This window comes from Paludisphaera rhizosphaerae (genome assembly GCF_011065895.1).
Classification (GTDB): Bacteria; Planctomycetota; Planctomycetia; order Isosphaerales; family Isosphaeraceae; genus Paludisphaera; species Paludisphaera rhizosphaerae.
This window is the reverse complement of the sequence record NZ_JAALCR010000025.1, coordinates 1-25,777: the sequence shown is the minus strand read 5'-3', so window position 1 is coordinate 25,777 and position 25,777 is coordinate 1. Positions and strand designations below refer to the sequence as shown.

Genomic DNA, 25,777 nt, shown 5'->3' with positions numbered 1-25,777 from the left:
GGATCGAGGACGACCCCGACCTCGTTCAGGGCTTCGCCGCCGGCTCCGGGCTGGCGGCGAGTTCGATCATAAGTTTCCGGAAGTCGTCGCGACGGCGGAGGGGGTCGAGGACGGGGTCGTTCCGGTAGAGGTCGGGCTGGTTCCAGCCCTTGGCTACGGCCTGGCGCAGGGCGGCCACGGCGCGACGGCCGTAGACCTTGCGGCGGGCGCGGTCGGCGGGGGTGAGGCTGGGATCGGCGTCGTCCTCGATTGGCTTGCCCCCTTCCTTGGCCCCGATCAGGGTCAGGCCCAGCGAGAGGTTGCAGGCCAAGGAGTAGGCGTCGGCCGCCTCGCGGTCCTGGTCCTTGAGTCCGTCGAGCAGGTCGGCGGCGCCCTGGAAGGACTTCAGGGCTTCGGGGAGCTTGCCGGCCTGGATCAGCATCCGGCCGCGGACGCCTCGCGAAACGGCCAGCCCCACGACGTACCGACGCTCGGTGGGATGCTCGGCGACCAGGCGGTCGAGCAGAGGGCGGGCCCGGTCGAGGCGGGCCGTCGCCTCGTCGCGAAGGCCCTGGGCGCGGAGGATCTCAGCCTCCATGTTCAGCGCCGTGGCCGCCTCGATGCGGTAGCGGACGTCGTCGGGCGCCTTCACCAGCAGGCCGTCCAGCAGCAACGAGGCGCGGGCGATCGTGGCGGCCGCCGGTTGCACTCCCCCGGCCGACCGCTGAAGCTCGGCCAGGTCGATGAGCCGGCAGGCCGTCTCGAAGGCGATCCGAGGCGACTCCCGCGCCGGCTCCGGGGTCGCGTCCAGCAGCAAGACCGCCCGGTTCAGCGCCTCGTAAGCGCCCCGGAGGCCGTCGTCGCGGTCGCCGAGGATCCGGGCGAGCCGACCGAACGCGGCCGACGCCGCGACGCGGGTCTCAACGTCGCGCGGCCGCGTCCAGGCCAGTTCTTCCAGCAGGCTGACCGCCGATCGCGCCGCGGCCAGCGCCGCGGACGTCTTCCCCAGCCGGCGCTGAAGATCGGCCTCGTCGTACAGGACGCGCGCCAGTCGGCGACGATACAGGGATTCGCTGGGCTGGGAGTCGGCGAGGACCCGGTAGTTCTCGCGGGCCAACTCCAGGGGAGCGAGCGCGGCCTCGGCCGCCGAGCCCTTCGTACCCGCGTCGAGCGCCCGGGAAAGCCCCGCGCGGGCCTCGGCCAGGCGGAAGGCCGGCCCGGGATCGCCCAGGTGCTCGTAGGCGAGGTCGCGCCACATGTCGGCCGCGGTCAGATAGCCGCCGGCGGCCTCCGCCTTGTGATCCAGCGCCAGATCGATCGCCGCGATCCGCGATTTGGCGTCGGCCGCGTCGATCTTCGCTTCGGGAGCCTCGCCGGAGTTCGCGCTGAGGACTCGCTCGTAATGCTCGCGAGCGGCCGTCAGCAGGTCGTGGCGGAGTTCGCCGTCGTCGTCGGTCGGCTCCTCGTCGTCCGTCAGGCGGTCGGTCATCAGGGCCATGACCCGCTGCGTCCCGGCGGCCGCCTCGCCGGCGCGGTCGAGTTGGTCCGTCAAATCCCGCGTCCGGTGGATCATCCACCATCCCCAGCCGATCATCCCCAGCAGCGCCGCCGTGGACACCCCCACAACCCACTTCCGACGCCCAATGAACCGAGCGACCCGGCCCCACTCGGACGTCCTGCCGGCGCGGACGGGGAGGCCGGCGAAGGAGGCGTCGAGGTCGTCCGCCAGCGCCGCGGCCGAGGCGTATCGCCGCTCGGGCTCCTTCCGCAGAGCCTCCAGCACGATCGCATCGAGATCGCGGCCGATGGCCGCTCGCCGATCTCCGGGCGCAGCGCGACTGGGACGCTCCGGGGCCTGTTCGCTGATCGCCTTCGCCGTGGCCGAGGGGTCGGAAGGGTCGACGTCGACCGGTGCCCGGCCGGTCAGCAATTCGTACAGAATCGCGCCCAGTGCGTAAACGTCGGCGGCCGTGGTGAGGGGCTCGCCCAGAACCTGCTCCGGACTGGTGCAGGCGTCAAGGGCTTCCGGGTCGAGGTCGGGCAGGGGGGGAATCTCAGCCGGCTCGTCGTCGGCGGTCAGGCCCAGTCGCGGGGCCGTCAGATCGCCGAGGATCCGCCCCCGCTGGTGCTCGCCGTGGATCATCCGGCAGCACGCCTGGAACAGCCGCAGCCGGGTGGGAACGTCCAGGCTCAATCGCTCGCAACGCTCGACGATCGGCTCGACCGGTCCGGCGTCCTCGGGCTCAGGCGAGACCGCCCCCGGTTCCATCGCCGCGGCGGCGACGGCCTCGATCGCGGCCTCGTCGAGCGGGTCCGGGCGCTCCTCGAAGCTCTCCTCGCGCTCGTCGACCTGGCTCATCGGACTGGCGCACCTCGCACGATGTGGATCTCAGAAAGCTCGGCCGCCCGATTCGAATGGTCAACCGGACGGCGGGCGGATATCATCATAGCGTCTCCATTCATCACGTGCGTGCGCCTGCCGGGGCCTTCGTCCCGGTTGAAGGGCCGAGAGTTGATCCGAATCCGCCGACCATCCCCGAGGCCCGCCGCGGTCATCGTGCTCGTCGCGCTGGCCGTCCTGGGCGCGATCGCGCCCCGATCGGTCCAGGCGGGCTGCTCGTCGCGGGTGCATTCCGGCGGATCTCCGCGGTCGGCCGTCCTGACGGCGCTGGACGATCTGGAAGAATCCGACGCGCCTCCTCCAGGCCGCGTCCCTCCGTGCTCCGGGCCCTCGTGCTCGGGCGGATCCGGCGATCTCCCGGCCCCTCCGCCGGCGGCGCCGTTCCTCGGGCGTGAACTCTGCCTCGGCCTCATGGACGCGTCCCCGCGCGAACCGAAGAGAGGCCGTCTCGTCCCCCTTGAAGGTCCTCCTCAACGGCCCACCCCTGAACTGGCGGGCGTCCAACGACCTCCGCGACGCCCCGTCGCCTGATCGGATCGAGTTACGCACCTCCCGCGCCCTGGGGCGTCGTTCTCACGCGCCCCCGACGACGTTGCGCCGGTCGACCGACCGACCGGCCGCGCCCCGTTGCGCGTTGCGTCTGGGACGAGCGTCGATAGCCCGCATCGAGCGACATTCATCCATAACAGAGGGCGAACGATGAAGGACGACAAGCAGGACGGCCGCCGCCGCATGGGGGTCGCGGCCGCGGCGTTCCTCGGCCTGGCGGCGTTGGGCGCCGTTGCGGCCGGCATGAGGATGATGCACCCGCAGGCGGCCGCGTGGACGATGGAGAAGAGGCCGCTGAATTACCAGAAGCGGCTGCCGATCGACGCCAGCGGATTCGCGCTGATCGTGGCGGCGGCCTCTCCCTGGGAGCCGACGGCCTCTCCGGCGGAAGTTCGCAAGCACTGGCTGGACGTCGCCCGGCGCGAGATCGCGGCGATCGAGAAGGTGGAGGCGTCCGCGAACCTCCCGACTCCGAACCGAATCAACAACGCCCTCACGCGCGCCACCCTGCTGCTGGCCGACGGCGACCCGGCCGCCGCAGGCGAAGCCCTGGCGAAGGCCCGCGCCGCCGCCGAGTCCGATGACGTCCTGGCGGCCCGGATCCTCCCCACTCTGGTTTATCTCCAGGGAGTCGCCGCGCTGCGTAAGGGGGAGAACGACAACTGCGTGATGTGTCGCGGCGAAAGCTCCTGCATCCTGCCGATCTCCGAGGCGGCCAGGCACACCAAGACCGCCGGCTCAAAGGCCGCCGTCGGCTTCTTCAGCGAGCTGCTGGAGCGGTTCCCGGACGACCTGGAGGCCGCCTGGTTGCTGAACATCGCCCACATGACGCTGGGCCAGTATCCCGACAAGGTCGACCCCCGCTTCCTCCTCGACCTGGGTCCGTTCGTCAAATCCGAGTTCGACGTCGGCCGGTTCCGCGACGTCGGCGCCGACGCCGGCGTCAACCGCTTCAACCAGGCCGGCGGGGCGATCATGGAGGACTTCGACGGCGACGGTCTGCTCGACCTGTTCACCACGAGCTTCGACTACAAGCAGTGCGCCGCCTTTTATCACAACAAGGGGGACGGGAGCTTCGAGGATCGCACTGAATCGGTCGGCCTGTCGGAGCAGTACGGCGGCCTCTTCGCCGTCCAGGCGGACTACGACAACGACGGCCGGATGGACGTCTTCATCCCTCGCGGCGCCTGGATCGCCCGGCCCGTGCGGCCTTCGCTCCTGCGCAACACGGGGACCGGCTTCGAGGACGTCACCGAGAAGGCCGGCCTGGCCGCGGCCGTGAACTCGAACTCCGCCGCCTGGGCCGACTACGACAACGACGGCCACGTCGACCTCTTCATCTGCGACGAGCGCCGACCGAACAAGCTCTATCGCAACAAGGGCGACGGCTCGTTCGAGGACGTCACCGCGGCCGTCGGCCTTGAGAACTCTCTGCGCACCTTCTGCAAGGGCGCCTGCTGGACCGACATCGACAACGACGGCGATCCTGATCTGTTCATGAACTACCTCAACGGCCGGGCGATCCTCTACCGCAACGACGGCGGCCGGTTCGTCGACGCCTCTGACGAGATGGGCGTCCGCGGGCCCGTCACCGGCTTCTCCTGCTGGGCGTTCGACTACGACAACGACGGCTGGGAAGACGTCTTCGCCACCAGCTACGACCGCGCGCTGGCCGACGTCGTCAAGGGCCTCCTCGGCCGCCCGCACGGCCGATACCCCAACAAGCTGTACCACAACGAGAGCGGCCGAGGGTTCATCGACCGCGCCCGCGAAGCCGGGCTCGACATGTGCTTCGCCGCGATGGGGAGCAACTTCGCCGACTTCGACGAGGACGGCTTCCTCGACTTCTACCTGGGTACAGGCGAGCCCAGCATCGCCAGCCTCATGCCCAACCGGATGTTCAAGAACGTCGACGGCGCGCGGTTCTCCGAGGTCACCGGCGCGGCGGGCGTGGGCCACCTTCAGAAGGGCCACGCCGTGGCCTGCGGCGACTACGACCGCGACGGCGACGTGGACATCTTCGCCCAGATGGGGGGCGCCGTCGACGGCGACAGCTACCACAACGTCCTCTTCCAGAACCCCGGCCACGGCCGGAAGACGTTGACGCTCCGACTCGTCGGCGCCCGGTCCAACAGGGCGGCCGTCGGAGCCCGGATCAAGGTCGTCACGGCCGGGCCCAAATCGAAGACCCTCTATCGGACGGTATCCTCGGGCAGCAGCTTCGGGGCCAACACGCTGGAGCAGACCATCGGCCTGGCCGACGCCGGAGCCGCCGCGTCGATCGAGGTCTACTGGCCGACGACCAAATCCACCCAGACCTTCCGCGACGTCCCCGCCGGCCGCGTCATCGAGATCACCGAGTTCGCCGACGCCTACAAGACGCTCGACCTGGGGCCGAAGTCGAAGGAGGTCGCCCTCAAGAGGTGAGGACGGATCGCGCCCCGCGCCCCTCGGCCGAAGCCGAGGGGCGAGGCGGATTCAGAAGCTGTCGTTGGAGATCACCTCGCCGCCGTTGATCGAGCCCAGGCCGATCCACGTCACGACGTTGATGCTGTCCTTGATGAACCGGACCGAGCCGTCCAGCATCATCACGTTGACGCCGCCGGAGTGGAACGAGGACGCGGTGATGAAGTGGTCCTGGTAGGCCCACGTCCCACCGTTGGGGTTCATGCAGGACTTCTTGTTGGGCGGCATGACCTCGTAGAACGGCCCGCCGCGGTGGGTGGACTGCTCGGTCCAGTACTCGCCCTTGTAGTCCCAGAGGGCGCTGTTGGACGACTGGCAGACGTTGATGTCGTCGAGGTAGCCCTTGTTGAGCGTCCCGGCGATCAGGTAGCAGAGGTTCGTGCCGGGGATGTTGGCCCCGTTCTTCCCCTTCACGACCTCGCCGTAGGCGATGGTGTTGGACGTGCCGTCGGTGACCGCGGCGATCGTCACGGGGGCGCCGAAGTACGTGCCGGGGTTCATCCAGTAGGCGACGCCGTTGACCACGCCGCCGTTGTTGTTCCAGCGGTTCGGGCCGCCGCTCATGTGGTAGTTGGTCGTGCCGACCTTGTACGTCTGGCTATTGAAGGTGTAGCCGTTGTTGCCCGGGTTCGGGTCGGACGGGCAGTTCAGCGAGGAGACCAACGACGACCAGACCGTCACCTGGGTGATCTGGCTGAAGCTGTAGCCCCGGTCCTGGATGTTGAAGTTGTAGGCGTTGGAGAGCGTCTGCTGCTCCATGAACGGCATCAGACGAACCTTGTCCGAGGCCGTCGTGTAGTAGGTCGGCGGCGTGACGTAGCGGATGTTGTAGCCGTTGGGCGGGACGACCTCGTTCGCCGAGATGTAGTTGTGGATGGCCAGGCCGATCTGCTTCAGGTTGTTCACGCACTGGGCGCGGCGGGCGGCCTCGCGAGCGCTCTGCACGGCCGGCAACAAGAGGGCGATCAACACGGCGATGATGGCGATGACCACAAGCAATTCGATCAGCGTGAAACCGCGGCGGACTTTCATCAGAGGATAATCCTGAAAAGGGAGAAGAGGACTCGTCGGGCGAGCCGAATCAGTGCTTCTTCTTGGAGATCGGCTTGCCGGAGCCGTCGTAGCCGACGCCCGGCTCAAGGGCCGGCGCGTCGTCGCTCTTCTGAGCCTTCGACGTGTCGAGCGGGCCCGCGAAATCCGCCGGGTTGCCCGACGTTCCTTCCGAGCAGCCCGCGATCAGCGCGAGCGTCAGCGCCGCGGTCGCGAAGGCCAGGCCGGGCGCAACGGCGCGCAATGCAGCGACGAGGCGATGCATGGGGAAAAATCCTTGAAGGAAAAGAGGATGACGTGCGCCGGGCGCGCAGGATCGACGACTCCGATCGCCCATGAGCGACGGTTCGAGATCCGCGCGCGGCGGGGCTCGACTTCCGAGAGACGAGATCCAGAACCGCTTCCCGAGAAGCGTCGCCGTTCCTAATGGATGGCCGACGAAGGAGTTCAGGGACGACGGGCTTTGCCGCCCGTGTTGCACGACCCTGATGTCGGCCGCTCCCGGCGATGGCGGAGGCGTCGATCGCGAGGATCCACGCCCCGTCGTCTTGGAGATCGCGCGGCGAGGGTTCGCCGCACGATCAATCCATTTTTATGCCTTCGGCCGAAAACTGTCAACCACCCCGGGTCCGAAATCCATCAGCGAGGCGGCGCCGACGCTCCGCATCATCGCCCCAGCGGAACGGCTCCGTCCTGGTAGCGCCAGTCCTTCAGGAAGGTGAGCAGGTCGGCCATCTGGTCGACGCTGATCTTGGCCTCGAAGCCCTCGGGCATGAGTGATCGGCCGGTGGAGCGGACCTCGTCGATGGCCGAGCGAAGCAGGACCTCGGTCTTCCCCTCGGGGCGCTTGAGGGTCAGGCTGCTGGCGGTCTGGGCGGCGACCACGCCGTCGTACACCGCGCCGTCGGAGGTGGCGACGACGTAGGCGACGTAGTTGGCGTCGATGGCCCGGTCGGGGTCGAGGATGTCGGTGAGCAGGGCGTCGCGGGTGCGGGCGCGGGTGTCGGCGATGTCCGGGCCGACGTCCACGCCGATCCCCGCCACGCGATGGCAGGTGGCGCAGTTGGCCTCGAAGACGGCCTTGCCCCGCCTGGCGTCGCCGGCCGCCGTGATCGCGGGGGCGTACTTCTCGATCGCCTCGCGACGGCCGCCGGGGCGGACGAAGAGCTTGCCGGCGCGTTCGCGAATCGTTGCGTCAGCGTGCGCGAGCAGCCGCTTCGACTGCGCCGCGTCCAGGTCGCTGGGGCCGATCTTCCCCTGTTCGATCGCGTCCAGCAGCCGGTTGATCCGCGCCGGGTCGCGCATCAGCACGTCGGCCGCGGCGCGGCGGACGGCCGGCATGTACGACCGCCAGGGCTCGATCAGACGGTCAAGCGCCTCGGGTCGGTCGAGGCTCCCCAGCGCCCGCGCGGCGGCCTCGCGGACCTCCTGGCTCGGGTCGTCGACCAGCAGCTTCGACAGTACGGGCATGGCGGCGTCATAGCCGGCGAAGGGGAGCAGGCGGATCGCCACCAGCCGCGTCGGGCCGTCGGCCGTGAGGGCGGCGGCCTGGGTCACGATCCGGGCGACCCGCTCTCGCGTGTCCTTTGGAGCATTGTCGGGGAGTTCGTCGATCAGTCGTTCGAGTGACGATCGCGCGCGGGCAGCCCCCTCCGCCAGCCCGTCCAGAGAAGCCAACATCTGCGCGTTGGAGGTGGAGTTCAAGACGGCGCGGAGGACCCTCAAGACTTCTTGCGGATCCTTTCCAGAACCGACCAGCGCGGCCAGTTCGCGGATTAGGGCCAGATGGTCGGCGTCGGTGGTGTCGGCGGGGAGACGTCCGCCGATGGCGGCGAAGACGTCGCCGGCATGGTCCGGCAGCGCGGCGGCGACCGCCAAGCGCGTCCAGCGGTCGTTCACGCCCAGGGCGGCGATCGTCGCCAGCGGCGCGACCTTCCGGTCGTCGTTCCAGCCGCCCAGGGCCAGGGCGACCTGATAGCGGACCTTCGCGTCGGGGTCGGTGGCCAGGGCGAGGAGGCGCCCTCGGACCGACTCGGCCGTCGCCACTCGCGGCCCGGCCAGGAGGACCGCCTGCTCGCGGAGGCGCGGCGAGTCCGCGTGCAGCAGCGTGGCGACGAGGTCGTCGGTCAGCTTGCCCGCGTCTTCCAGCAGCCAGGCCGCCTGAGCCCGCGCCAGGCTGTCGCCGTCGCTGGCGACGAGGGCCTTCAACGCATCAACGGGCAAGGACTTGTCCGAATCCTGCTTGATGAGTCGCCGGGCGACGTCGCGCTGCCAGGAGTTGGGGTGGCCGAGCAGGGCGAGGCGGTCGGCGTCCGGGGCGATCCGCCGGCGCTCGGGGGGGGCGGGTTTGGCGTCGGCGGCGACGACCCGCCAGATCCGGCCGCGATCCTCGCCGAGACGGAGGTCGGGGCGGTTCTTCAGCTCGACGGGCATCCATTCGGGGTGCTCGATCACGGCCCGGTACATGTCCGCGACGTACAGGGCGCCGTCCGGCCCGACGGTCAGGTTCACGGGGCGGAACCACGTGTCGGGCGAGGCCAGGAACTCGACGCCCTCGCGCATCGCCTTCGAGCGGAAGGTTGCGCCGGCGGGCTCCATGATCTCGGCGTGGACGAGGTTGCCGGTCGGCTCGCAGGTGAATGCGGCGATGCGGTAGGCTTCGGGGAGGGCGTCGCCCGTGTAGGGGAGGACGCCGCAGCAGGCCGTGAACTGGCCGGAGTGGAGCGTGGAGGTCACCCAGTACTTGCTGATCGGGTAGACGTGCCCCCCTTCGCCGTCGATGGGGACGTCGTTCAGGACCTGGCGGACGGCCAGCCGAGGGTTGCGCTGGGCGGCCCAATCCGGGAAGACGACGTGCCGCAGGTGGTGGCGGTTGTCGCAGACGAACCGGTTCCCCCAGGCGTCGAACGAGAGCCCGAACTGGGCGGGGCCGGAGACGGCCTCGGCCTTGCCAGTGATCGGGTCGAACCGCAGGTCCTTGCCGGAGAGGTCGATCGCCTCCCCCTTGGCGTCGGCGGCGACGACCTTCCCCCCGCGGAGCCCGTTGGCGACGTACATCCAGCCGTCGAGGGCGAGCGTCGGGTGGCTCACGCGAAGCTGGACGTTGCCGGTGGCGAAGCCCTGGTAGAGCGTCTCGCTGGAGTCGGCCTTGCCGTCCCCGTCGGTGTCGCGGAGGTATACGATCGCGGGCGCCTTGGTGACGATCACGCCGTCGCGCCAGGGGATCAGGCCGTTGGCGAACAGGAGGCCGTCGGCGAAGACGGTCGCCTTGTCGTAGACGCCGTCGTCGTTCACGTCCTCAAGGACCTTGATGCGTCCCAGGGGCTTGCCGCCGTCCGGAGGGCCGTTGGGATAGTCGCGCATCTCGACGACCCACATCCGCCCGCGCTCGTCGAAGGCGATCTCCACAGGGTCGACGACGAGCGGCTCGGCGGCGACCAGCTCGATCTTCAAGCCGGGGTCGACCTTGAAGAGCGCCTGGGCCTCCGCCGGCGAAAGCGGCGACCTGGGCTCGTCCGCGAGGGCGGCGGTCGAGCAGAAGAACGCAAGGGCGAGGGCCGATAGTCGCTGGCGCAAGGGGGGATCTCCTGCTGGTGGGTCCTCCGGGCAGTGGAGACCACTGTAGCGTCGGCGAACGATGATGCAAGCCAGCCGCCTCCGCGACGGCCCGCCCGGGCCATCCGTTCAACGGCCGCTCAGGTCGATGCCATTTCCGAGTAAACCGCTGTAAACTTCGGTAGAGGGTCCAGGGCGGGCGGCCGAAGCCCTCGTCCCAGACTCACGACTCCGTTCAAGAGGCGGCGATGAACCGACGCACCCTGATCCTCACGTTGGCGGTCCTGGCGGGATGCTCAGAGAGGGTGAACCCGATCGCGCCTGCGGAGCCCGGCTCGGCCGTCGCCTCCGATCCCTCCGACCCGGTTCAAATCTCCATTCGGGACCTGATCGTCGAACGACTCGCCGTGGATCGCTCGAAGGTCGACATGAACCGGCCGATCGGCGATCCGCCGCTCAGCGCGGACGACCTGGACCTGGTCGAGTTGATCCTGGACATCGAGGAGCGCTTCGACGTCTCCATCCCCGACGAGGAATTGGAGAAGGTCACCGGCGCGCCGGCCGCCGAACTGCCGAGCCGCATCACCCCGGCCCATCTCGCGACGCTGGCGAAGCAGGCGATGGAGCGAGCCGGCAAGAAGGCGGAGTGAGCCACCAATACGATCAGAGGGCCTGTCACGCGGCATCAAGTTTATCCGCTGAGTGAGAAAGGCAGAGACAGGCCACTGATGGACACAAATGAACACGCATGGGAATCAGGAAGGTGAAGAAGGACGGTGAGGATCTGCTCATCATCGGCGTTCATCCGTGGCCGTTTTCCGGTTGAAGTCACCGGCTGCGAGCGGCCACCGGATTCTCCAGCGCGGCTTCGACATCGCTTGCGGACAAACACGATGCCGCAGGATGGGGCGCGCGAGGATTCTGGGAGACGGGTTCAAGCGGTGGGATTGGCGGGGGTCGGCCGGGTGATCTCGGCGGACCGCTTCTCACCCAGGCATCCGTCCTCGCCCGAGGCGAAATAGAGCGCCGCCCACCCGCCGAGGAACGCCCACAGGAGCGCCTCGATCGCGATGGCGACTCGATCGAGGTCGGCCGGGTTTGGGGCGGCGGCTCCGCCCATCGCTCTGCCTCCGCCTCCACCTCCACCCCCGGCTGCGGCGCCGGCTGCGAGCGGGCCGATGGGAACGCTCTGGAAGCCCCCGCCCCCCGGCGCGGGGGCCTCGGCGTGAATCGCGTCGTAGATGGCCTGGGACAACCTCGAGCCGAACAGGTAGCGGCTGACCTTGACGTCGATGACGGGCGCGTAGATCAGGGCCATGTAGGCCCACCCGAGCGATGCGAAGCCGATCCAGTAGATCCGTCGCTCGTTCCTCCCGAAGGCGACTCCCAGCAACGCGCAGGTCAGCGCGAAGAAGCTGAGCGACAGCATGGCCCCCGCCCAGGGCGGCGAGCCCACCACGAACGCCGCCATCCCGATCGCGGCGACCACGACGACTGCCATCAGGCTGCGAATCGAAAAGGTCCGCACGCGACCTCCTCTATGGTTAGGCTGGCCCTGTCGTCATTCTGCCCGCGCCGAAACCATTAAGCGAGAGCCGACCCCGCCCCTTGAAGCCCGACCGCCGGCCTCCTAGAATCTAATCGTACATCTGTAGCAGGAGCCCGACCATGGAATGTACGGCCTGCGGATATTCGGGCGACATGGACCCAGACGGCCGGGCGTTGCGCTGTCCGGCGTGCGGCGTGGTGGGCCGGTTCGAGTCGAAATTCCTGCGGACCGTCGAGTGCCCGCAATGCCGACGGACCATCGGCGTCTCGATCGAGGACGGCGGCAAGACCGTGCTCTGCCCGGGCTGTTCCTGCTTCCTGGGCACCCCCGTGGCCTCCCCGTCCGCGCAGAAGAAGGCCACCCGCTCCCGATGACCGCCCCCGGCTCGATCCCCACTGACTGCTTCGCCGATCGCGGGGCCATACTGACAGCGGTTGGCTCCGAGGCGGCATACACCTGGGCGGCGGTTGAACGGTTGGTCCGGTCAGCCCGGCCCGGATCACCGGTCACCAGGCTGCGACTCATGAGCAAACCGCTGGAAAGGCCCAGACGAACCCCCATTCGTGGATTCGCGGAGACTCGCCATCCCCTGGAAATGCCTGATTCGCGTCTGTCATGACATCGGTTTTGTCCAAGCCACTTCGAACCGGAAAGGAAGGCGGCAAGGCAATGAGGATCCCTCGCATTCGATTCACGATCGGTCGGATGTTGGCTTTGGTGGCAATCTTAGCCGCACTGATGGCTAATGCGTCTGCACTCTACGCCCTGTTCTCCGCACGAAAACAAATCCCCGACGTCGACCCAGGTATCCTATCGTCAGGTTCAACGTTGGAGCGGGTCCAGGCAATCGAAGGCGAGCCTCTACCAAACCACGCCGAGTGACCTCCCCAGGGGTCGTGCCAGTCGCCATGGCTACTCTTGCATGGCCAAGGACCAATTTGGGGATGCTTGTACGACCATCGCCAATCGCATGGCCCCCGGCGTTAGAGACGGACAGCAAATCGAGTCTGGTCGTATAGTTCCAGTAGAGACGCCGGCTCTTTCTCAATGCGGTCGATTGCGCGGACGAGGCAGGTGTTTGATGGGCCGCTCGCCCAACACCACGGCCCCGCGAGTCGCCATGCGCTGGCGACGGTCTGGCAACCGTCCCACGCCGGTTCATGGCCACCCAAGGGTGTCCACGGCACGCAGGACGATGAACGTTCATGGTCGAACGAAGCCAACCGCGGGAAGCCGAGGCATGGCATCAACTTCTTGGTATTCCTCGCGTTGCGTCAGACGGCTTCGGTCGTCGACCGTGGCGGGCGAAGCCAATCGAAGCGAGGGCTGGGTCGACCAGTTCACGGCCGGTCTCATGTCCTTACGAGCATGGCCATACGATCGGCGACGGTCGTGCTGCGGCCCACGCCGGTTGAAGGCCACGAGCGTGGCCATGGCCCCAGATCCGTCTTTCCTCGGTGGTCGTGTTGAGCGCGGAGCGTCTCAAAAGCGACCGATCGAAGCCAATCGCGGGGAGCCGTGAAACGGACCTCAAACGGTCTTTCGCCAAGCGTTTACGTCCGACGGGTTCGTCACGTCGCCGGCGCGAACGAAGCCGCCCCGGGGTGGCGGATTCGGGGGTGTGAAAGGTACCCTGGCGGTTTGCCTTGTTTCGTGGATCTTCGCATCGCCAGTGCCAGAGACAGAGAGGACGACCAACGTGGCCAGACCCAAGGTTTATTTCGACGTCGCCATCGACGGCAAGCCGGCTGGGCGGATCACCCTGGAGCTGTTCGACGACGTGACCCCCAAGACGGCCGAGAACTTCCGGGCGCTTTGCACCCATGAGAAGGGCTTCGGCTACAAGGGCTCGTCGTTCCACCGGGTCATCCCCGAGTTCATGCTGCAGGGCGGCGACTTCACCAACCACAACGGGACCGGCGGCAAGTCGATCTACGGGGCGAAGTTCGCCGACGAGAACTTCCAGCTCAAGCACGACCGGCCGTTCCTGCTCTCAATGGCCAACGCCGGCCCCAACACCAACGGCTCGCAGTTCTTCATCACCACGATCCCCTGCCCGTGGCTCGACGGCAAGCACGTCGTCTTCGGCGAGGTGACCGAGGGCTCCGATATCGTCAAGAAGATCGAATCCCTGGGCTCCCGCAGCGGCCAGACCGCATCCAAGATCACCATCACCGAAGCCGGCCAGCTTTGATTTGATGGGAGCCCGACGGCCGCGGAGCGGCGGGTGAGGGTCGCCGGATTTCGGAGGGTGCATCGGACGAAATCCGGGACCGTAACGGCCTTCCCCCCTTGAGGGGGAAGGTGGCCCGAAGGGCCGGATGAGGGGTGCAGATCCAGAAGCCTTCGATCGCGGCGCCTTGCTTCAATCCGCCGCCGGTCTTCCCCCTCATCTGACCGCTTCCCGGTCTGTCTTCCCCCTCCAGGGGGGAAGACGTCCCCACCCCCATCGCCATGCTTACAGTCCGACGCCCTCACCCGGCCCCTCGGGCCAGTCGAGTTTGAATGCCATGGGAACTGGTGGGATGAAGGGCCTTCTACTGAGGACGCTCGCAACGGCTTGCCTGGCTTTCGGCCTGACGATCGGCGCCCTCGCCGCCGAGCCCCCCGCGCGGCCGAGGCTCCGCGATCTGGGCGTCTCGCCGGGGGTGTTCGACCCGGGGCCGCTCAACGCGATCACGGACGTCTCGGGCGTGAAGGTGGGGCAGGTCACGCTGGTTGAGGGGGACTCGGTCCGAACCGGGGTCACGGCGATCCTCCCCCACGGCGGCGACCTCTTCCGCGACAAGGCGGCCGGGGCCGTCTTCGTCGGCAACGCCTTCGGCAAGCTGGCCGGCTCGACGCAGGTCGAGGAACTGGGGACGATCGAGACGCCCGTCGTCCTGACCAACACCCTGGCCGTCGGCGAGGCCGTCGCGGCGGTCGTCCGCTACACGCTGGATCAGCCGGGGGATGAGTCCGTCCGGTCGGTCAACGCCCTGGTCGGCGAGACCAATGACGGCGGCCTGAACGACATCCGCTCCATGCCGGTCCGTCGCGAGCACGTCCTGGCCGCGATCCGCAACGCAGCCCCAGGACCGGTCGCCGAGGGGAACGTGGGGGCCGGGACGGGCTGCGAGTGCTTCGGCTGGAAGGGGGGGATCGGCACATCCTCGCGGAAGCTGCCGGCCCGGTTCGGCGGCTGGACGGTCGGCGTGCTGGTGCAGGCGAACTACGGCGGCGTGCTGACGATCGCCGGGGCGCCCGTCGGCAAGGAACTCGGCCGCCACGCCTTCCGCCTGGCCGCCAATGACCTCGGCCTTCCCGAAGGCCCCGAGCGCCGGGGGGACGGGTCGTGCCTGATCGTGGTCGCCACCGACGCCCCGCTCGACGCCCGCGACCTCCGCCGCCTGGCCGCGCGAGCCGTGTTCGGCCTGGCCCGGACCGGCTCGTCGTTCAGCAACGGCAGCGGGGATTACGCCGTCGCCTTCTCCACCGCCCCCGACATGCGGACGACCCACGGCGACGAACGACCCCGCCCCCGATCGCCCCTCCCCACCGAGGCCGTCTCCCCGCTCTTCGAGGCCGCGCTGGAGTCCGTCGAGGAGGCCGTCGGCAACGCCCTCCTCAAGGCCGAGGACATGACCGGCGCCAAGGGCCGGCGCGTCGAGGCGATCCCCGTCGACCGGGTTCGCGAGGTCCTCAGGAAGTATCACATGATCCCATGAGCGACCGTCGACCTACATCCGCGCGACGGCCTGAGGGGTGACCCAGTTGATCTTGCGCCAGCCGGTGGAGAGGCTCCAATCCCAGAGGCCGTTGGGGCCGTAGTCGGCGATGAGGTCGCCGGCCTGGGTGGAGGCGAAGAAGCGCGACGGAGCGAGGTCGTTGATCTTCGACCAGACGTTGCTGGAGTTCCAGGTCCAGAGTTGGCCGGGGACGAACCCCGAACCGTTCTGGACGACCGCGAAGCCGACGTCCTCGCCGAAGGCGGCGCCGACGAGTTCGCCGCCGTGGAGGAAGGCCAGGCCGGAGGCCGTCGCCCGCCAGAGGTTGCCGTCGCCGAAGTCGACGACCACGCCGATCGGGCCGGCGGCGATGGATCGGGGGTCGCGGGGATCGAGCTTCGTCCAGGACGCTCCGGAGAGGCCGTAGCGCCAGAGGCCGGCGGCGCCGTAGTCGGCCACGAGGTCGTCCCCGTCGACGACCATCGCCTCGGGGGAGGTGGGTTGGACGAGCCTGAGGCCGGCTCCCGGCGCCCAGCGCTGGACGCCCTGGGCGCCGAAGTCGACGTAGAGGCCGACGCTCGCGGTGGTCGCCATCTTGACCGGGTTGAGCGTGCTGATCCGGACCCATCCCCCGGCGTCGCTCCAGCGCCAGAGGCCGCCCGAACCGTAATCGGCGTAGAGGACCTTCCCCGTCCCGTAGACCATGGCCTCGGGAGCCTGGTCGTTGAGCTTCCGCCAGCCGCGGCGGCCGTCCCAGATCCAGAGGCCGTCGGCACCGAAGTCCGCGAACAGCGAGCGGTCGGGCGTGGCGAGCATCGCGACGGGGTCGCGAGTTGAGATGTGGGCCCAGCCCTTGACCTCATTCCACGTCCAGATCCCGGACGGGCCGAAGTCGAAGAAGCTCAGGTCGTAGGCCGAGTACGGGTCGTCGTCGAGGATGCGGACGTCCAGCGTGGGATTGTCGAGCATGGCCGCCCCCTGGGGGTCGGAGAAGTCGACGGAGAAGACCTTCTGGCCGTTGGGGAAAGTGTCGCCCGGATCCACGTAGCCGGTCGGGACGCTGTCGTTGATGATCGGGACCAGGAGGATCGCGTCGGACCGACCGGGGGGAAACGTCAGGACGCCGGAGACCGGCGTGTAATCGTAGCCGGGGACCGCCGCCGTGCCGGCGCGCGTCGAGTAGCGGATCGTCGCGGTCGAGGAGAGGTCGCCGGTGCGATAGACGGCGATGGCCGCGACCCCGTCCGCCTCCCCGACCGTCAGCACGCCGGGGGATGCGCCGGCCGGCCTGGCGCCGAAGGCGAAGTGGAACTCGGGTGCGTCCGTCGTGAAGAACCGCCGGGCGTGCAGGCCGGGCGACGCACTCGCGTCGCTCCAGAGGGTCCAGAACTCCTGGCCGACCGTCGGCACGATCCGGACCGAGTCGTACCCGCCCGAGGCGGGGGCGTCGACCGGGATTGGATCGCCGTTGAGCTGCCAGACCCAGGGCGAGCCCGTCGAGGGATTCCACGGGTCGCCGGACTTCCAGATGCGGACGTAGCTCGAACCGGACCGGGCGTAGTGGACGGCGATCGTGGTAGTGTTCAGAGACTCGATGGCCGTGGGAACGGCGTCGCCGACGCCGTCGTAGAAGCCGACCTCGGTGCTCCCCGACTCGTTGGTGTAGGTCCGCGACTTGAACTCGGGGTGGCCGTCGGCGTCGACGTCGCGCCAGACGACCAGCGGAGAGCTGGCCGTCACAATCCGCGGCGAGAGGTTCTCGGCGAGCGAGGCGTCCGTCAGTCCGACCTCGTCGAGGAGCAGGTAGGCCGCCGAAGGCGCATAGGGGCCGATGACCATCGACCGGATCTGGGCGTCGTAGACCGTGTCCGAGCCGACCGTCCGAGGCTTGATCACCGACCAGGTCACGAGGAGCTGGTACGACGAAAGCCGAACGGCGCGGGCGGGGTCGTCGGGCTCGATGATCGTCCAGCCCTTCTGGGCCGTGATCCCGGCGTCCGACTCCGAGCGAGTGAGCGTCCCGCCCAGGTCGTACCAGCGGAACTGGAAGCCGTCGCCGTAGACGACGAAGCCGGTCGCGTCGTAGCCGAAGACCTCGAACTCCTGCGAGAAGCCCTGCGTGCCGCCCAGCGGCTGCGCACTCCCCTGCGGCACGCCGCCGCGGTCGTACCGCTGGAAGTACACCTGGGAATCCGACCACCAGCAGACCACGAACCCGCCCGAAGGCGTCGCCGAGATCCGGGGCGTGATCTGGTCGCCGGCCGTCGCCCCCGCGTTAACCAGGAAGGCCGGCCCCAGCGGCGACCCGCCAGAGTCGTATCGCCTCGCGAAGACGTCCAGGTCCCCGCCCGCCCCCGGCGCATCCCAGACGACCGTCACCCGCCCTCGATCGTCCACCGCCGACCGGAACTCCGTCCCGTCCGCCAGCCCTGCGCCGAGATCGAACGGGGCGCCCGGCGTCGCGTAGGTCAGCAGCGCCCGTTCTTCAAGCGATTCGAGAACCAGCGACCTCGCGCACGACCGACCGCTTCTTCGAGGCATGAGGGGCGTTCCGCCTGATGCGTAAGGGAAATGCTCCGCATCTATCAACGTGGAGAATCCGGTTTTCTTACAAATATAAAATATGTTTAACATCACGCCGGGAGTGATTCCCGCGTCCGACGTTCAGAGCCTCTTCACCCGGTGGCAGGCGAGAATCCCCGCCGGCCGAGTCTACTGGTTACGGGGCGGCCCCCTGAGCCCCGGAAGGCGGGCGGGATGGACATGACGCAATCGAAACGAATCACCGTTTCAACCGCGGTCCTCGGCGCATCGCTCCTCGTCGCGGCGATCGCGTCCAACTTCGCGCCGGCGGGGTCGCGGGCGTTCGTCGCGCTCGGCCTGATGACGGCGTCATCGATGGTCGGGGCGGCGTTCGTCAGGGCCCCGCTGCTCCCAAAGATCGCGGCGATCGTCGCGGCGACTTCGGCGGCGATGACGGCTGTCTACGGTTGGCGGCGGCTCGATCCGACGGCGGTCGTCGGGCCGGTCCCGTCGTCGTTGGAGCCCGCCGCGCTGGGGGCGCTCGGCGTCGTCGTCATGACGGCGGGCGGGGTGGTCGCTGCGGCGTTCGCCGAGAGCAGCCGCGCGTATCGGTTCCGTTGGATCGCGTTCGGCGCGACGGCGGCGGGCCTGCTCGCCTTCTGCAGCCTGCTCGTCAGCCGAGCGGGCGAGGCGAATTCTCCCCGGGGATTGATGCGGCGCATCGTCCTGCTGGAGCAAGCGGCCGATCGCAACGACTGGGCCGAACGGCAGGAGTTGAGCACCTCCCTGGCGATCCTCGGCCGCCCGCGCGAGGCCCGCGAGATCCCGACACGCCCCGACGCCGTGCTCCAGGATCTGGTCGACCCGTCCGACGTCTCCGACTCGCCCCCGACCCTCGTCGCGACCCCGTGGCGAGAAGCCGTCGCCCGGATCGCGGCGGAACGGCGACTGGTCCTGATCATGGAGGCCCACAACATCAGCGAGCATCGCGCGTGGATCGAACAGACGCTCGGACCGTTGCGCGAGGCCGGGTTCAGCCGCTATTGCGCCGAAGCTCTCGCCGAGCCCGGGACAGCGCTGAAAGCTCGCGGGTATTCGACCTCGCGGACGGGGGTCTACTCGCTCGACCCGCGATTCGGGAACCTGCTGCGGACGGCCTTGCGCCTGGGTTACGAGGTCGACGGCTACGACTTCGCAGGCGGGGATTTCGACACCCGGGAAGAGTACCAGGCCGACGAACTCGCCCGACGATTCGCCTCGCCGCCGGACGTGAAAATGGTGGTGCACGCCGGACACGGGCACGTCTTCAAGCACGAAGTCCGCAACGTCGGCCGGTACATGGCCGCGAGGCTGTGGAGCAAGACGGGCGTCGAGCCGTTCACGATCTGGCAACTGTCCAACGAATCGCCGAACGACGTGTATCGCGGGCTGATCCGCCGGCTCGGCCCGATCGTCGAGCCCGTGGTGCTGGCGCCGCCTCCTCGGGACGTATCGGAGGCGCTCTTCCCGGAGTCGTCGGTCCACCCGGCCGTCGACGCCGTCGTGGTCCATCCACCCCGGATCGGGCGAGAGCCGACCGATCGCCGCGGGGCGTTCGCCAACCAGGCGACGAGGGTGGCCGGCGTCTGGCGCGGCGGCCGTTGGCCCGTCGTGATCGCCGTCGTTCCCGCAGGAGAGCCCGACGACGCCGTCGCCCTCGACCAGGTCATGCTGCGTCCCGGCGAGACCGACTTCGAGCTGTGGATCCCTCAGGCTTCCTACACGCTCCGCGCCTGGGGCCTCGAAGGACCGCTCGACGCCGGAGCCGTGAGCGTCGTGGATTCGCCCCCGAAGCCGGAGGCGACCGGCCTTCCGTAGGGAGCGATTGGCCTTTTGCGCCTCAAGGGGGACTTGCCGGAGGACCACTCCACAATGCCGCCGGCGCGGCGCTGCGGCCCCGGAGGTTACTCGGGGCCGCAGCTTGCCGGGCGGTCGATCACTTGGTGGTGTCGGGCGGGATGATGCTGGGGAGTTCCAGGCGGTGGCCGGAGCCCGACTGGTTGAGGAGTTGGTGCTTGGCCTGGGTGGTCTGGCCGAGGCCGTGGATCTTGATGAAGCCCATGGCGGCGGAGGCGTCGTACTGGTCGCCTTCTTCGTAGGTGGCCAGTTCGTGGCGATAGAGGCTCTTGGGGCTCTTGCGGCCGACGACGATCATGCCCCCCTTGTACAGCTTCATCCGGACGTCGCCCGAGACGTGCTGCTGGTTGGAGACGGTGAACGCCATCAGGTCCTGGTGGAGCTGGCTGAACCAGAGGCCGTTGTAGATCAGGTCGGCGTAGGCCTGGCTGACCAGCGTCTTGAAGCGGTCCGACTCCTTGGAGAGCGTGAGCGTCTCAAGTTCCTTGTGGGCGTGGTGGAGCAGGATCGCGCCGGGGGCCTCGTAGATCTCGCGCGACTTGATGCCGACGAGCCGGTTCTCGATGTGGTCGATCCGGCCGACGCCGTGCTTGCCGGCGATCTTGTTGGCCGTCTCGATCAGCTCGACGCCGTCCATCTCCTTGCCGTTGATGGCGACGGGGCGGCCGGACTCGAAGGCGATGGTCACCTCTTCGGGCTCATTCGGCGCGTCGACGGGGTCGACGGTCCACTGGAACGTCTCGGCGGGGGGCGCGACCCAGGGGTCTTCCAGGATGCCGGCCTCGATCGAGCGTCCCCAGATGTTCTGGTCGGTGGAGAAGATCGACTTCTTGGTCGCCTCGACCTCGATGCCGTGCTTGGCGGCGAACTCGAGTTCCTGGGTGCGGGTCCACTTCCACTCGCGGACCGGGGCGACGATCTTCAGGTCGGGAGCGAGCGTCTGGAAGGTGACGTCGAAGCGGACCTGGTCGTTCCCCTTGCCCGTGCAGCCGTGGGCGACGGCCGTCGCGCCGTGCTCGCGGGCGACGCGCACCATCAACTGGGCGATCAGCGGCCGACCGAGCGCGGTGGCCAGCGGGTACTTGCCCTCGTACAGGGCGCCGGCCATCAGCGAGGGCCAGACGAAGTAGTCGATGAAGAGGTTCCGCGCGTCTTCGGCGACGGCCTCGACGGCGCCGGTCCTCAGCGCCTTGTCGCGGATCGCGTGGATGTCCTGCCCCTGCCCGAGGTCGCAGGTGTAGGCGATGACGTCCATGTCGTACGTTTCATTGATCCACTTGACGGCCACCGACGTATCGAGGCCGCCGCTGTAGGCGAGGACGATCTTCTCACGCGCCACGGCTGTTGGTTCTTTCTCTGGGGGCTAAGATGCGCTGATATACCCGTCGCGAGGCCAATCCTTTTCGGCGCGACCTGGATACGAGCACGTCGGAGGCGCCCGTCCTTGCTTCTCCCCTTGTGGGAGAAGAGAGGTTTCCGTCGCTCTTTCCGAGGCTCAAAACCCGCGCCGAATAGGATTGTATGCGAGGTTCCAGACTGGAGCCTCTTTCGCCCCCATTATTTCCGCCCGGAGCCCGGTTTGACAAACCCGTTCCGGAGATGCCGGCGGCGGGCCTTCCGTCCTGCCCCGTCCAGGTTTTCCCTCCCGATTCCGTCCGCTCCGCCTTCGAACGGTGATAGCCCCTCGTGAGGGCCGACGAACGGCCTTCGAACCACGAAGGGGAAGACCGATGCTGTACCGATTCGTGATGGTCGTGGGCGTGCTGGCGCTGGCGTGGAGTGGGATCTGGTTCTACCGAGTGCTCACCGGGATCGAGCACCTCCACCAGGCCGACATCCTGCCGATGATCTTCGGCGGGATCTCGGGGGGGCTCGCGGCCTTCTACTTCGTTCCCTGGCTGCAGAAGCGCGAGGCGGCCCGGCGGCAGTCGAAGTGACGGCGAGGCCCTTTCGCGAGCCCTCGGCGCAGGGTACGATGCCGCCCCGTGCGGGCGATTCGTCCCTCGGGGATACCGACATGGGCGACAATCCGGCGGTCGGCGTGATCGGCGTGGGCCTGATGGGCTCGGCGGTCGCGCTCCGGCTGCTGGAGCAGGGGCGTCCCGTCCGGGTCTGGAGCCGGTTCCGCGAGGAAGCCGCCGCCGCGATCGACCAGGGCGCGACCTGGAGCGACGACACAGCAGTCGACTGCGACCGCGTCGTCGTCTGCCTCTACTCGGGCGACGTCGTCGCGGACGTCCTCGGCCCGCTGGTCCCGAGGCTCCGCGCCGGCCAGGTCTTCATCGACGTCACGACCTGCCCGCCCGAGAAATCCGAGGCCATGGGCGCGCGGCTGGCGGCCGTCGGCGTGCGTTACCTGGCGTCGCCCGTCTCGGGGAACAGCGAGCAGACCCGTCGCGGCGAGGCCACGTGGATCGTCGGCGGCGATCGCTCGGCGTTCGACGCCTGCGCGGATCTGTGGTCGGCGCTGGCCCGCAACGTCTTCCACGTCGGCGGCTGGGGAGACGCGGCCAGGATGAAGCTGGCGAGCAACCTCGTGCTGGGGCTCAACCGCGCGGTGCTCGCCGAGGGCCTGGCGTTCGCCGAGGCCATCGGCCTCGACCCGGCGACGACCCTGGAAGTCTTCCGGGGGAGCATGGCTTACTCGAAGGCGATCGACGTCAAGGGCCGCAAGATGATCGACCACGACTACACCGTGCAGGCGAGGCTCTCCCAGCACCTCCGCGACGTCCGGTTGATGCTCGAAGCCGCCTCCGCCGCCGGCCTCCCCCTCCCGCTGGCCGACGCCCACCGCCGCCTGCTGGAAGCGGCCGAAGCCCAGGGCTGGGGCGACCTGGACAACAGCGCGGTGATCGACGTTTACCGCACGAGGAAGCCATGTTGACGGTCTTCCCCCGCCGTCGGATGCCTGACCGATCGTATGCGACCGCGTGGAGGTCCCCGATCCTCCCTTCTCCCCTGGTGGGAGAAGGTGCCCCGCAGGGGCGGATGAGGGGGGTCTTCACCGGCGGCGGGCTCGTTGGACGTTGGGGTCCCCCTCATCCGGCCTTCGGCCACCTTCTCCCACCAGGGGAGAAGGGAGGTCTCGACATACTCCGTGACGGTCGGAAAACATGAGCATCAATCCGCTTTCCCCCTCGGCCCGCCTCGCCGTGCTGGCGGCCGCGTTCACGGGCCTGGTCTTCGACGGCGTCGAACTGGGGCTGATGCCGATCGCCTCGCTGTCGGTGTCGAAGGGGCTGATGGGCGAGGCTTACACGGCGACTCTCGGCGGCGAGTGGTTCGCCAGGTTCACGGCCGCCCTGATGCTGGGGGCGGCGGTCGGGGGGATCGCGCTGGGGAACCTGGGGGACCGCATCGGCCGGACGCGGGCGATGGGGATCAGCATCCTCTTCTACTCGTTCTTCGCCGCGCTCGGGGCCTTGGCGACCTCGCAGGAGCAGATGCTCTTGCTCCGATTCCTGGTCGGCCTGGGCGTAGGCGGGATGTGGCCGAACGGCGTCGCGCTGGTGGCCGAGTGCTGGCCGGAGGCGTCTCGGCCGCTGGTCTCGGGCGTGACCTCCGCCGGGCTGAACGCGGGGATCCTGCTCCTCTCGCAACTGGCGAGGATCTGGCCGATCACGGCCGAGTCCTGGCGATGGGTGTTCAAGCTCTCGGGCGTCCCGGCGGCGCTCGGGATCGTTGTCCTGCTGGCCTTGCCCGAGTCGCCCAAATGGCTGGCCTCGCGAGGCGAGGAAGGGGGGCCGACAAGCTCGCCGAGGCTCCGCGAACTCTTCCGCCCGGACCTCCTTCGGGCCACGCTGACGGGGATCCTGCTCAGCTCGATCCCGATGGTCGGCGCGTGGGCGGCGAGCAAGTGGATGATCCCCTGGGCGGACAAGGTCGCGGGGGCGTCGAACGTGGGCTACAAGGCGGCGACGCAGGGCTGGTGGGCCCTCGGCGCGACGCTCGGCTGCCTGGCCGGCGCGTGGCTGGCGAGCCGGCTGGGGAGGCGGGCGAGCTACCTGCTGATAAGCGTGGGATCGGCGGCCATGACGTTCGCGATGTTCCAGCTCACCGCCCCGCTGCGGCCTTCGTTCCACCCAGTCGTCTTCACCCAGGGCTTCGTGGCGACGCTCTTCTTCGGCTGGCTGGCCGTGTTCCTCCCCGAACTCTTCCCGACCCGCGTGCGAGCCTCCGGCGCGGGCCTCGCCTACAACTCCGGCCGATTCGCCACCGCCGCCGGCGTCCTCCTCGCCGGCATCCTCTTCGCCGCCCTCGGCGGCGACTACCCCCGCGTCGGCGCCGTCTGCTCCCTCATCTACGCCCTGGGCGTCCCCGTCATCTGGCTCGCGCCCGCAACGGTCGATGAGTCGCTGAGGGGATAACAAGCCCCCTCCACCCAGGCTTGCCGCCAATCCATCGCCTGATGTACCATGCTGCCAGGCGATGTGGGCCGCGATGAAGAGAGTTGGATATGATCGACAATTCGGCAATCACCGAGGCGATTCAGCGGGCGCGCGACCCCCAGGGGTCGATTGAGGAAGTGGGCGAAGCGCTCCGGACCGCTTTCAGCCGCCGAGAAGCCAGCGACCGGCGGGCCGTCGAGAAGGCGATGGGTCGTCTCGCCGACAAGATCATCGACGCCCCCACCCGAACCGACGCCGCCGCGACGGCCGCCCTCTACTGCGGAGGCCTCGTCGAGCGCGGGCTCGACCCAACGATCGCCGTTGAAGCCGTCCTGAACCGCATCGAACGCCAGATCGGCCCTGAGGCGCTCGCCTTCGCTTCCGCATGCAAGAAGGCCGCACCGAAGAAGCGGAAACGGTCGGCCGACGCGGAAGACCAGATGGACCCCGTCGAGGAGTTTGGCGACCAGGTCGCCCAGCGGATGCCGGCCGAGACCGGCTCATTCCAGATGCTCGAGCCGTTCTCGCTGGCGGCCGTCGCCATGCTGGGCCGGTCGCCCGACGCACGCAGGGCGTCGCGGTCGCGAACCGCCCTGCGGCAGACGCTCAACGACCTGGGCGGCCAGTACGGCTATGCCGGCCTGCTCTGGATGATGATGCAGGTCCTCGACGACGAGCCGCTCCTGGTGCTCCACCCCGGCGAAGGCAAGGGCTACCGGGTGCAGATCTCCGGCCTGGGGGACAATTTCCAGCTCCACACCTTGCTGGCCGACGCGCTCGTCGGCGAGCCGTCGCAAGGCTGGCTCCCAGGCCGACATCCCACCCCGGCCGAAGCCGCCGCCGCTCGCGACGCCGAGGTCGGCGAGGACAGCCCGCCCGCCAAGGGCTCCTTCAACCTCTGGACCTGGCGCGGAATCCGCCGCGACGGGAAGCTCGATAAGTCCAAGGACCAGTCGGACCACTGGATCTGGAATGAAGGCGTGCCCGCCGACATCCCCCGTTTCCAGGGCGTCCGCATCGTCCTCCTCAGCCCTCCTCCCTACGATCGCGGCTGGTCCGCCGGCCGCAAGTTCCCCTTCATGCCCGGCGAGTTGACCCTCGTCGGCCGCCTCATGGACGACCAGGTCCGCGACCTCCTCCGCCGCTTCGCCGAGGCCTCGGAATAGCCGAGCAGATTACCGAGGCGTGACAACGAGCCTGTAGCGGCTCCCCACCAAGGCGAGGATGACTGAGAGCAGGGCGGGCGGGCCGGACATGAGGAGGCCGACGACGACCCCGATCAGGCTGTCCTTGAGAGGAGAGGGGGCTTCTGGGATGAACGCCTCCAAGTAGGTCTTGAAGCAGAAGCCCAACAACTCCAGGATCAGCGTGGGGACCAACACGCAGAGCGCGATCCCCAGGAGCAGGAAGCCGAAGCTCCAGGCCGCGAGCCGAGGCATGACGCCGACCGGCTCCTCGCGGCTCACCAGGGTGAAGGCGTATCGCTTCGTGACAGCCAGGTAGCACGACAGGATGAAGAGGTCCAGCAGCGGCATCAGACCGATGAGCAGGACCACCTCTTCTCCCGACTTTTGCAGGAGGTCGAGATACCTGTACGCGACCAGGTTGAGTGCGGCCAGGACGACGACCCAGATCAGAAAGCTGATGCGGAACATGGCCCCTCCCCAGTCGGATGGTTGTTGCCCGGCCTGCCGGATTCAACCCCCACGCGGGC

General features: G+C 68.7%; 18 protein-coding genes. 10 read left to right on the top strand and 8 right to left on the bottom strand.

The window, feature by feature from the left end; translation table 11 throughout:
* Window positions 1–25: 25 nt before the first annotated feature.
* A complete protein-coding gene (locus G5C50_RS25230) occupies window positions 26–2,338 on the bottom strand; it encodes a protein kinase family protein (RefSeq protein WP_165073748.1) in 2,313 nt (770 codons plus the stop codon).
* A gap of 741 nt (window positions 2,339–3,079) precedes the next feature.
* On the opposite strand from G5C50_RS25230, the gene G5C50_RS25225 reads away from it, so the two are divergent.
* Complete coding sequence (locus G5C50_RS25225; RefSeq protein WP_165073747.1) at window positions 3,080–5,356, top strand: CRTAC1 family protein; 2,277 nt, start codon at window positions 3,080–3,082, stop codon at window positions 5,354–5,356.
* 51 nt (window positions 5,357–5,407) lie between these two features.
* Here G5C50_RS25225 and G5C50_RS25220 read toward each other — a convergent pair whose 3' ends face one another.
* The 3 genes from G5C50_RS25220 to G5C50_RS25210 form a co-directional block, all read right to left on the bottom strand.
* Complete coding sequence (locus G5C50_RS25220; RefSeq protein WP_165073746.1) at window positions 5,408–6,427, bottom strand: DUF1559 family PulG-like putative transporter; 1,020 nt, start codon at window positions 6,425–6,427, stop codon at window positions 5,408–5,410.
* A gap of 49 nt (window positions 6,428–6,476) precedes the next feature.
* Window positions 6,477–6,710, bottom strand: coding sequence for a hypothetical protein (locus G5C50_RS25215; protein ID WP_165073745.1), 234 nt, complete (start codon window positions 6,708–6,710; stop codon window positions 6,477–6,479).
* 401 nt (window positions 6,711–7,111) lie between these two features.
* A complete protein-coding gene (locus G5C50_RS25210) occupies window positions 7,112–10,021 on the bottom strand; it encodes a PVC-type heme-binding CxxCH protein (RefSeq protein WP_165073744.1) in 2,910 nt (969 codons plus the stop codon).
* A gap of 227 nt (window positions 10,022–10,248) precedes the next feature.
* On the opposite strand from G5C50_RS25210, the gene G5C50_RS32410 reads away from it, so the two are divergent.
* Complete coding sequence (locus G5C50_RS32410; protein WP_206107847.1) at window positions 10,249–10,650, top strand: acyl carrier protein; 402 nt, start codon at window positions 10,249–10,251, stop codon at window positions 10,648–10,650.
* Between the two features lie 284 nt (window positions 10,651–10,934).
* Here the strand turns inward: G5C50_RS32410 and G5C50_RS25200 are convergent, their stop codons facing one another.
* The gene (locus G5C50_RS25200; protein ID WP_165073743.1) at window positions 10,935–11,528 is read right to left on the bottom strand and encodes a hypothetical protein; all 594 of its coding nucleotides are present in this window, start codon (window positions 11,526–11,528) and stop codon (window positions 10,935–10,937) included.
* Between the two features lie 140 nt (window positions 11,529–11,668).
* On the opposite strand from G5C50_RS25200, the gene G5C50_RS25195 reads away from it, so the two are divergent.
* The 3 genes from G5C50_RS25195 to G5C50_RS25185 all read left to right on the top strand — a co-directional run bounded on the left by G5C50_RS25195 (window position 11,669) and on the right by G5C50_RS25185 (window position 15,256).
* Window positions 11,669–11,923, top strand: coding sequence for a hypothetical protein (locus G5C50_RS25195; protein ID WP_165073742.1), 255 nt, complete (start codon window positions 11,669–11,671; stop codon window positions 11,921–11,923).
* A 1,325-nt stretch (window positions 11,924–13,248) separates the two neighbouring features.
* Window positions 13,249–13,743, top strand: a complete 495-nt coding sequence (locus G5C50_RS25190) for a peptidylprolyl isomerase (RefSeq protein ID WP_165073741.1) — start codon at window positions 13,249–13,251, stop codon at window positions 13,741–13,743.
* A 331-nt stretch (window positions 13,744–14,074) separates the two neighbouring features.
* The gene (locus G5C50_RS25185; protein ID WP_165073740.1) at window positions 14,075–15,256 is read left to right on the top strand and encodes a DmpA family aminopeptidase; all 1,182 of its coding nucleotides are present in this window, start codon (window positions 14,075–14,077) and stop codon (window positions 15,254–15,256) included.
* Window positions 15,257–15,268: 12 nt separating this feature from the next.
* Here the strand turns inward: G5C50_RS25185 and G5C50_RS25180 are convergent, their stop codons facing one another.
* Window positions 15,269–17,797 carry a Calx-beta domain-containing protein gene (locus G5C50_RS25180; protein ID WP_165073739.1) on the bottom strand — a complete coding sequence of 843 codons (2,529 nt, stop codon included), beginning with the start codon at window positions 17,795–17,797 and terminating at the stop codon, window positions 15,269–15,271.
* 216 nt (window positions 17,798–18,013) lie between these two features.
* Here G5C50_RS25180 and G5C50_RS25175 point away from each other — a divergent pair, with 216 nt between their 5' ends.
* Complete coding sequence (locus G5C50_RS25175; protein ID WP_206107846.1) at window positions 18,014–19,636, top strand: hypothetical protein; 1,623 nt, start codon at window positions 18,014–18,016, stop codon at window positions 19,634–19,636.
* Window positions 19,637–19,754: 118 nt separating this feature from the next.
* On the opposite strand, the gene G5C50_RS25170 is transcribed toward G5C50_RS25175, so the two are convergent.
* Entirely contained in the window at window positions 19,755–21,014 is a 1,260-nt protein-coding gene (locus tag G5C50_RS25170) for an argininosuccinate synthase (RefSeq protein ID WP_165073737.1), read from the bottom strand.
* 391 nt (window positions 21,015–21,405) lie between these two features.
* On the opposite strand from G5C50_RS25170, the gene G5C50_RS25165 reads away from it, so the two are divergent.
* The 4 genes from G5C50_RS25165 to G5C50_RS25150 all read left to right on the top strand — a co-directional run bounded on the left by G5C50_RS25165 (window position 21,406) and on the right by G5C50_RS25150 (window position 25,229).
* On the top strand, window positions 21,406–21,612 hold the full coding sequence (locus G5C50_RS25165; RefSeq protein ID WP_165073736.1) for a hypothetical protein: 207 nt from the start codon (window positions 21,406–21,408) through the stop codon (window positions 21,610–21,612).
* Window positions 21,613–21,692: 80 nt separating this feature from the next.
* Entirely contained in the window at window positions 21,693–22,559 is an 867-nt protein-coding gene (locus tag G5C50_RS25160; RefSeq protein WP_165073735.1) for an NAD(P)-dependent oxidoreductase, read from the top strand.
* Window positions 22,560–22,788: 229 nt separating this feature from the next.
* Window positions 22,789–24,042, top strand: a complete 1,254-nt coding sequence (locus G5C50_RS25155; RefSeq protein ID WP_165073734.1) for an MFS transporter — start codon at window positions 22,789–22,791, stop codon at window positions 24,040–24,042.
* A gap of 89 nt (window positions 24,043–24,131) precedes the next feature.
* Window positions 24,132–25,229 (top strand): hypothetical protein, encoded by a 1,098-nt coding sequence (locus G5C50_RS25150; RefSeq protein WP_165073733.1) that lies wholly within the window; start codon window positions 24,132–24,134, stop codon window positions 25,227–25,229.
* 9 nt (window positions 25,230–25,238) lie between these two features.
* Here the strand turns inward: G5C50_RS25150 and G5C50_RS25145 are convergent, their stop codons facing one another.
* Window positions 25,239–25,718, bottom strand: a complete 480-nt coding sequence (locus G5C50_RS25145) for a hypothetical protein (RefSeq protein WP_165073732.1) — start codon at window positions 25,716–25,718, stop codon at window positions 25,239–25,241.
* Window positions 25,719–25,777: the final 59 nt, after the last annotated feature.

What these genes read in the sequence shown, in the direction of transcription:
- G5C50_RS32410 (WP_206107847.1), top strand. Translation starts at nt 10,249, where the DNA reads ATGAACCGACGCACCCTGATCCTCACGTTGGCGGTCCTGGCGGGATGC.
- G5C50_RS25155 (WP_165073734.1), top strand. Translation starts at nt 22,789, where the DNA reads ATGAGCATCAATCCGCTTTCCCCCTCGGCCCGCCTCGCCGTGCTGGCG.
- G5C50_RS25215 (WP_165073745.1), bottom strand. Translation starts at nt 6,710, where the DNA reads ATGCATCGCCTCGTCGCTGCATTGCGCGCCGTTGCGCCCGGCCTGGCC.
- G5C50_RS25225 (WP_165073747.1), top strand. Translation starts at nt 3,080, where the DNA reads ATGAAGGACGACAAGCAGGACGGCCGCCGCCGCATGGGGGTCGCGGCC.
- G5C50_RS25195 (WP_165073742.1), top strand. Translation starts at nt 11,669, where the DNA reads ATGGAATGTACGGCCTGCGGATATTCGGGCGACATGGACCCAGACGGC.
- G5C50_RS25230 (WP_165073748.1), bottom strand. Translation starts at nt 2,338, where the DNA reads ATGAGCCAGGTCGACGAGCGCGAGGAGAGCTTCGAGGAGCGCCCGGAC.
- G5C50_RS25185 (WP_165073740.1), top strand. Translation starts at nt 14,075, where the DNA reads ATGAAGGGCCTTCTACTGAGGACGCTCGCAACGGCTTGCCTGGCTTTC.
- G5C50_RS25165 (WP_165073736.1), top strand. Translation starts at nt 21,406, where the DNA reads ATGCTGTACCGATTCGTGATGGTCGTGGGCGTGCTGGCGCTGGCGTGG.
- G5C50_RS25150 (WP_165073733.1), top strand. Translation starts at nt 24,132, where the DNA reads ATGATCGACAATTCGGCAATCACCGAGGCGATTCAGCGGGCGCGCGAC.
- G5C50_RS25160 (WP_165073735.1), top strand. Translation starts at nt 21,693, where the DNA reads ATGGGCGACAATCCGGCGGTCGGCGTGATCGGCGTGGGCCTGATGGGC.
- G5C50_RS25145 (WP_165073732.1), bottom strand. Translation starts at nt 25,718, where the DNA reads ATGTTCCGCATCAGCTTTCTGATCTGGGTCGTCGTCCTGGCCGCACTC.
- G5C50_RS25220 (WP_165073746.1), bottom strand. Translation starts at nt 6,427, where the DNA reads ATGAAAGTCCGCCGCGGTTTCACGCTGATCGAATTGCTTGTGGTCATC.
- G5C50_RS25175 (WP_206107846.1), top strand. Translation starts at nt 18,014, where the DNA reads ATGGACATGACGCAATCGAAACGAATCACCGTTTCAACCGCGGTCCTC.
- G5C50_RS25180 (WP_165073739.1), bottom strand. Translation starts at nt 17,797, where the DNA reads ATGCCTCGAAGAAGCGGTCGGTCGTGCGCGAGGTCGCTGGTTCTCGAA.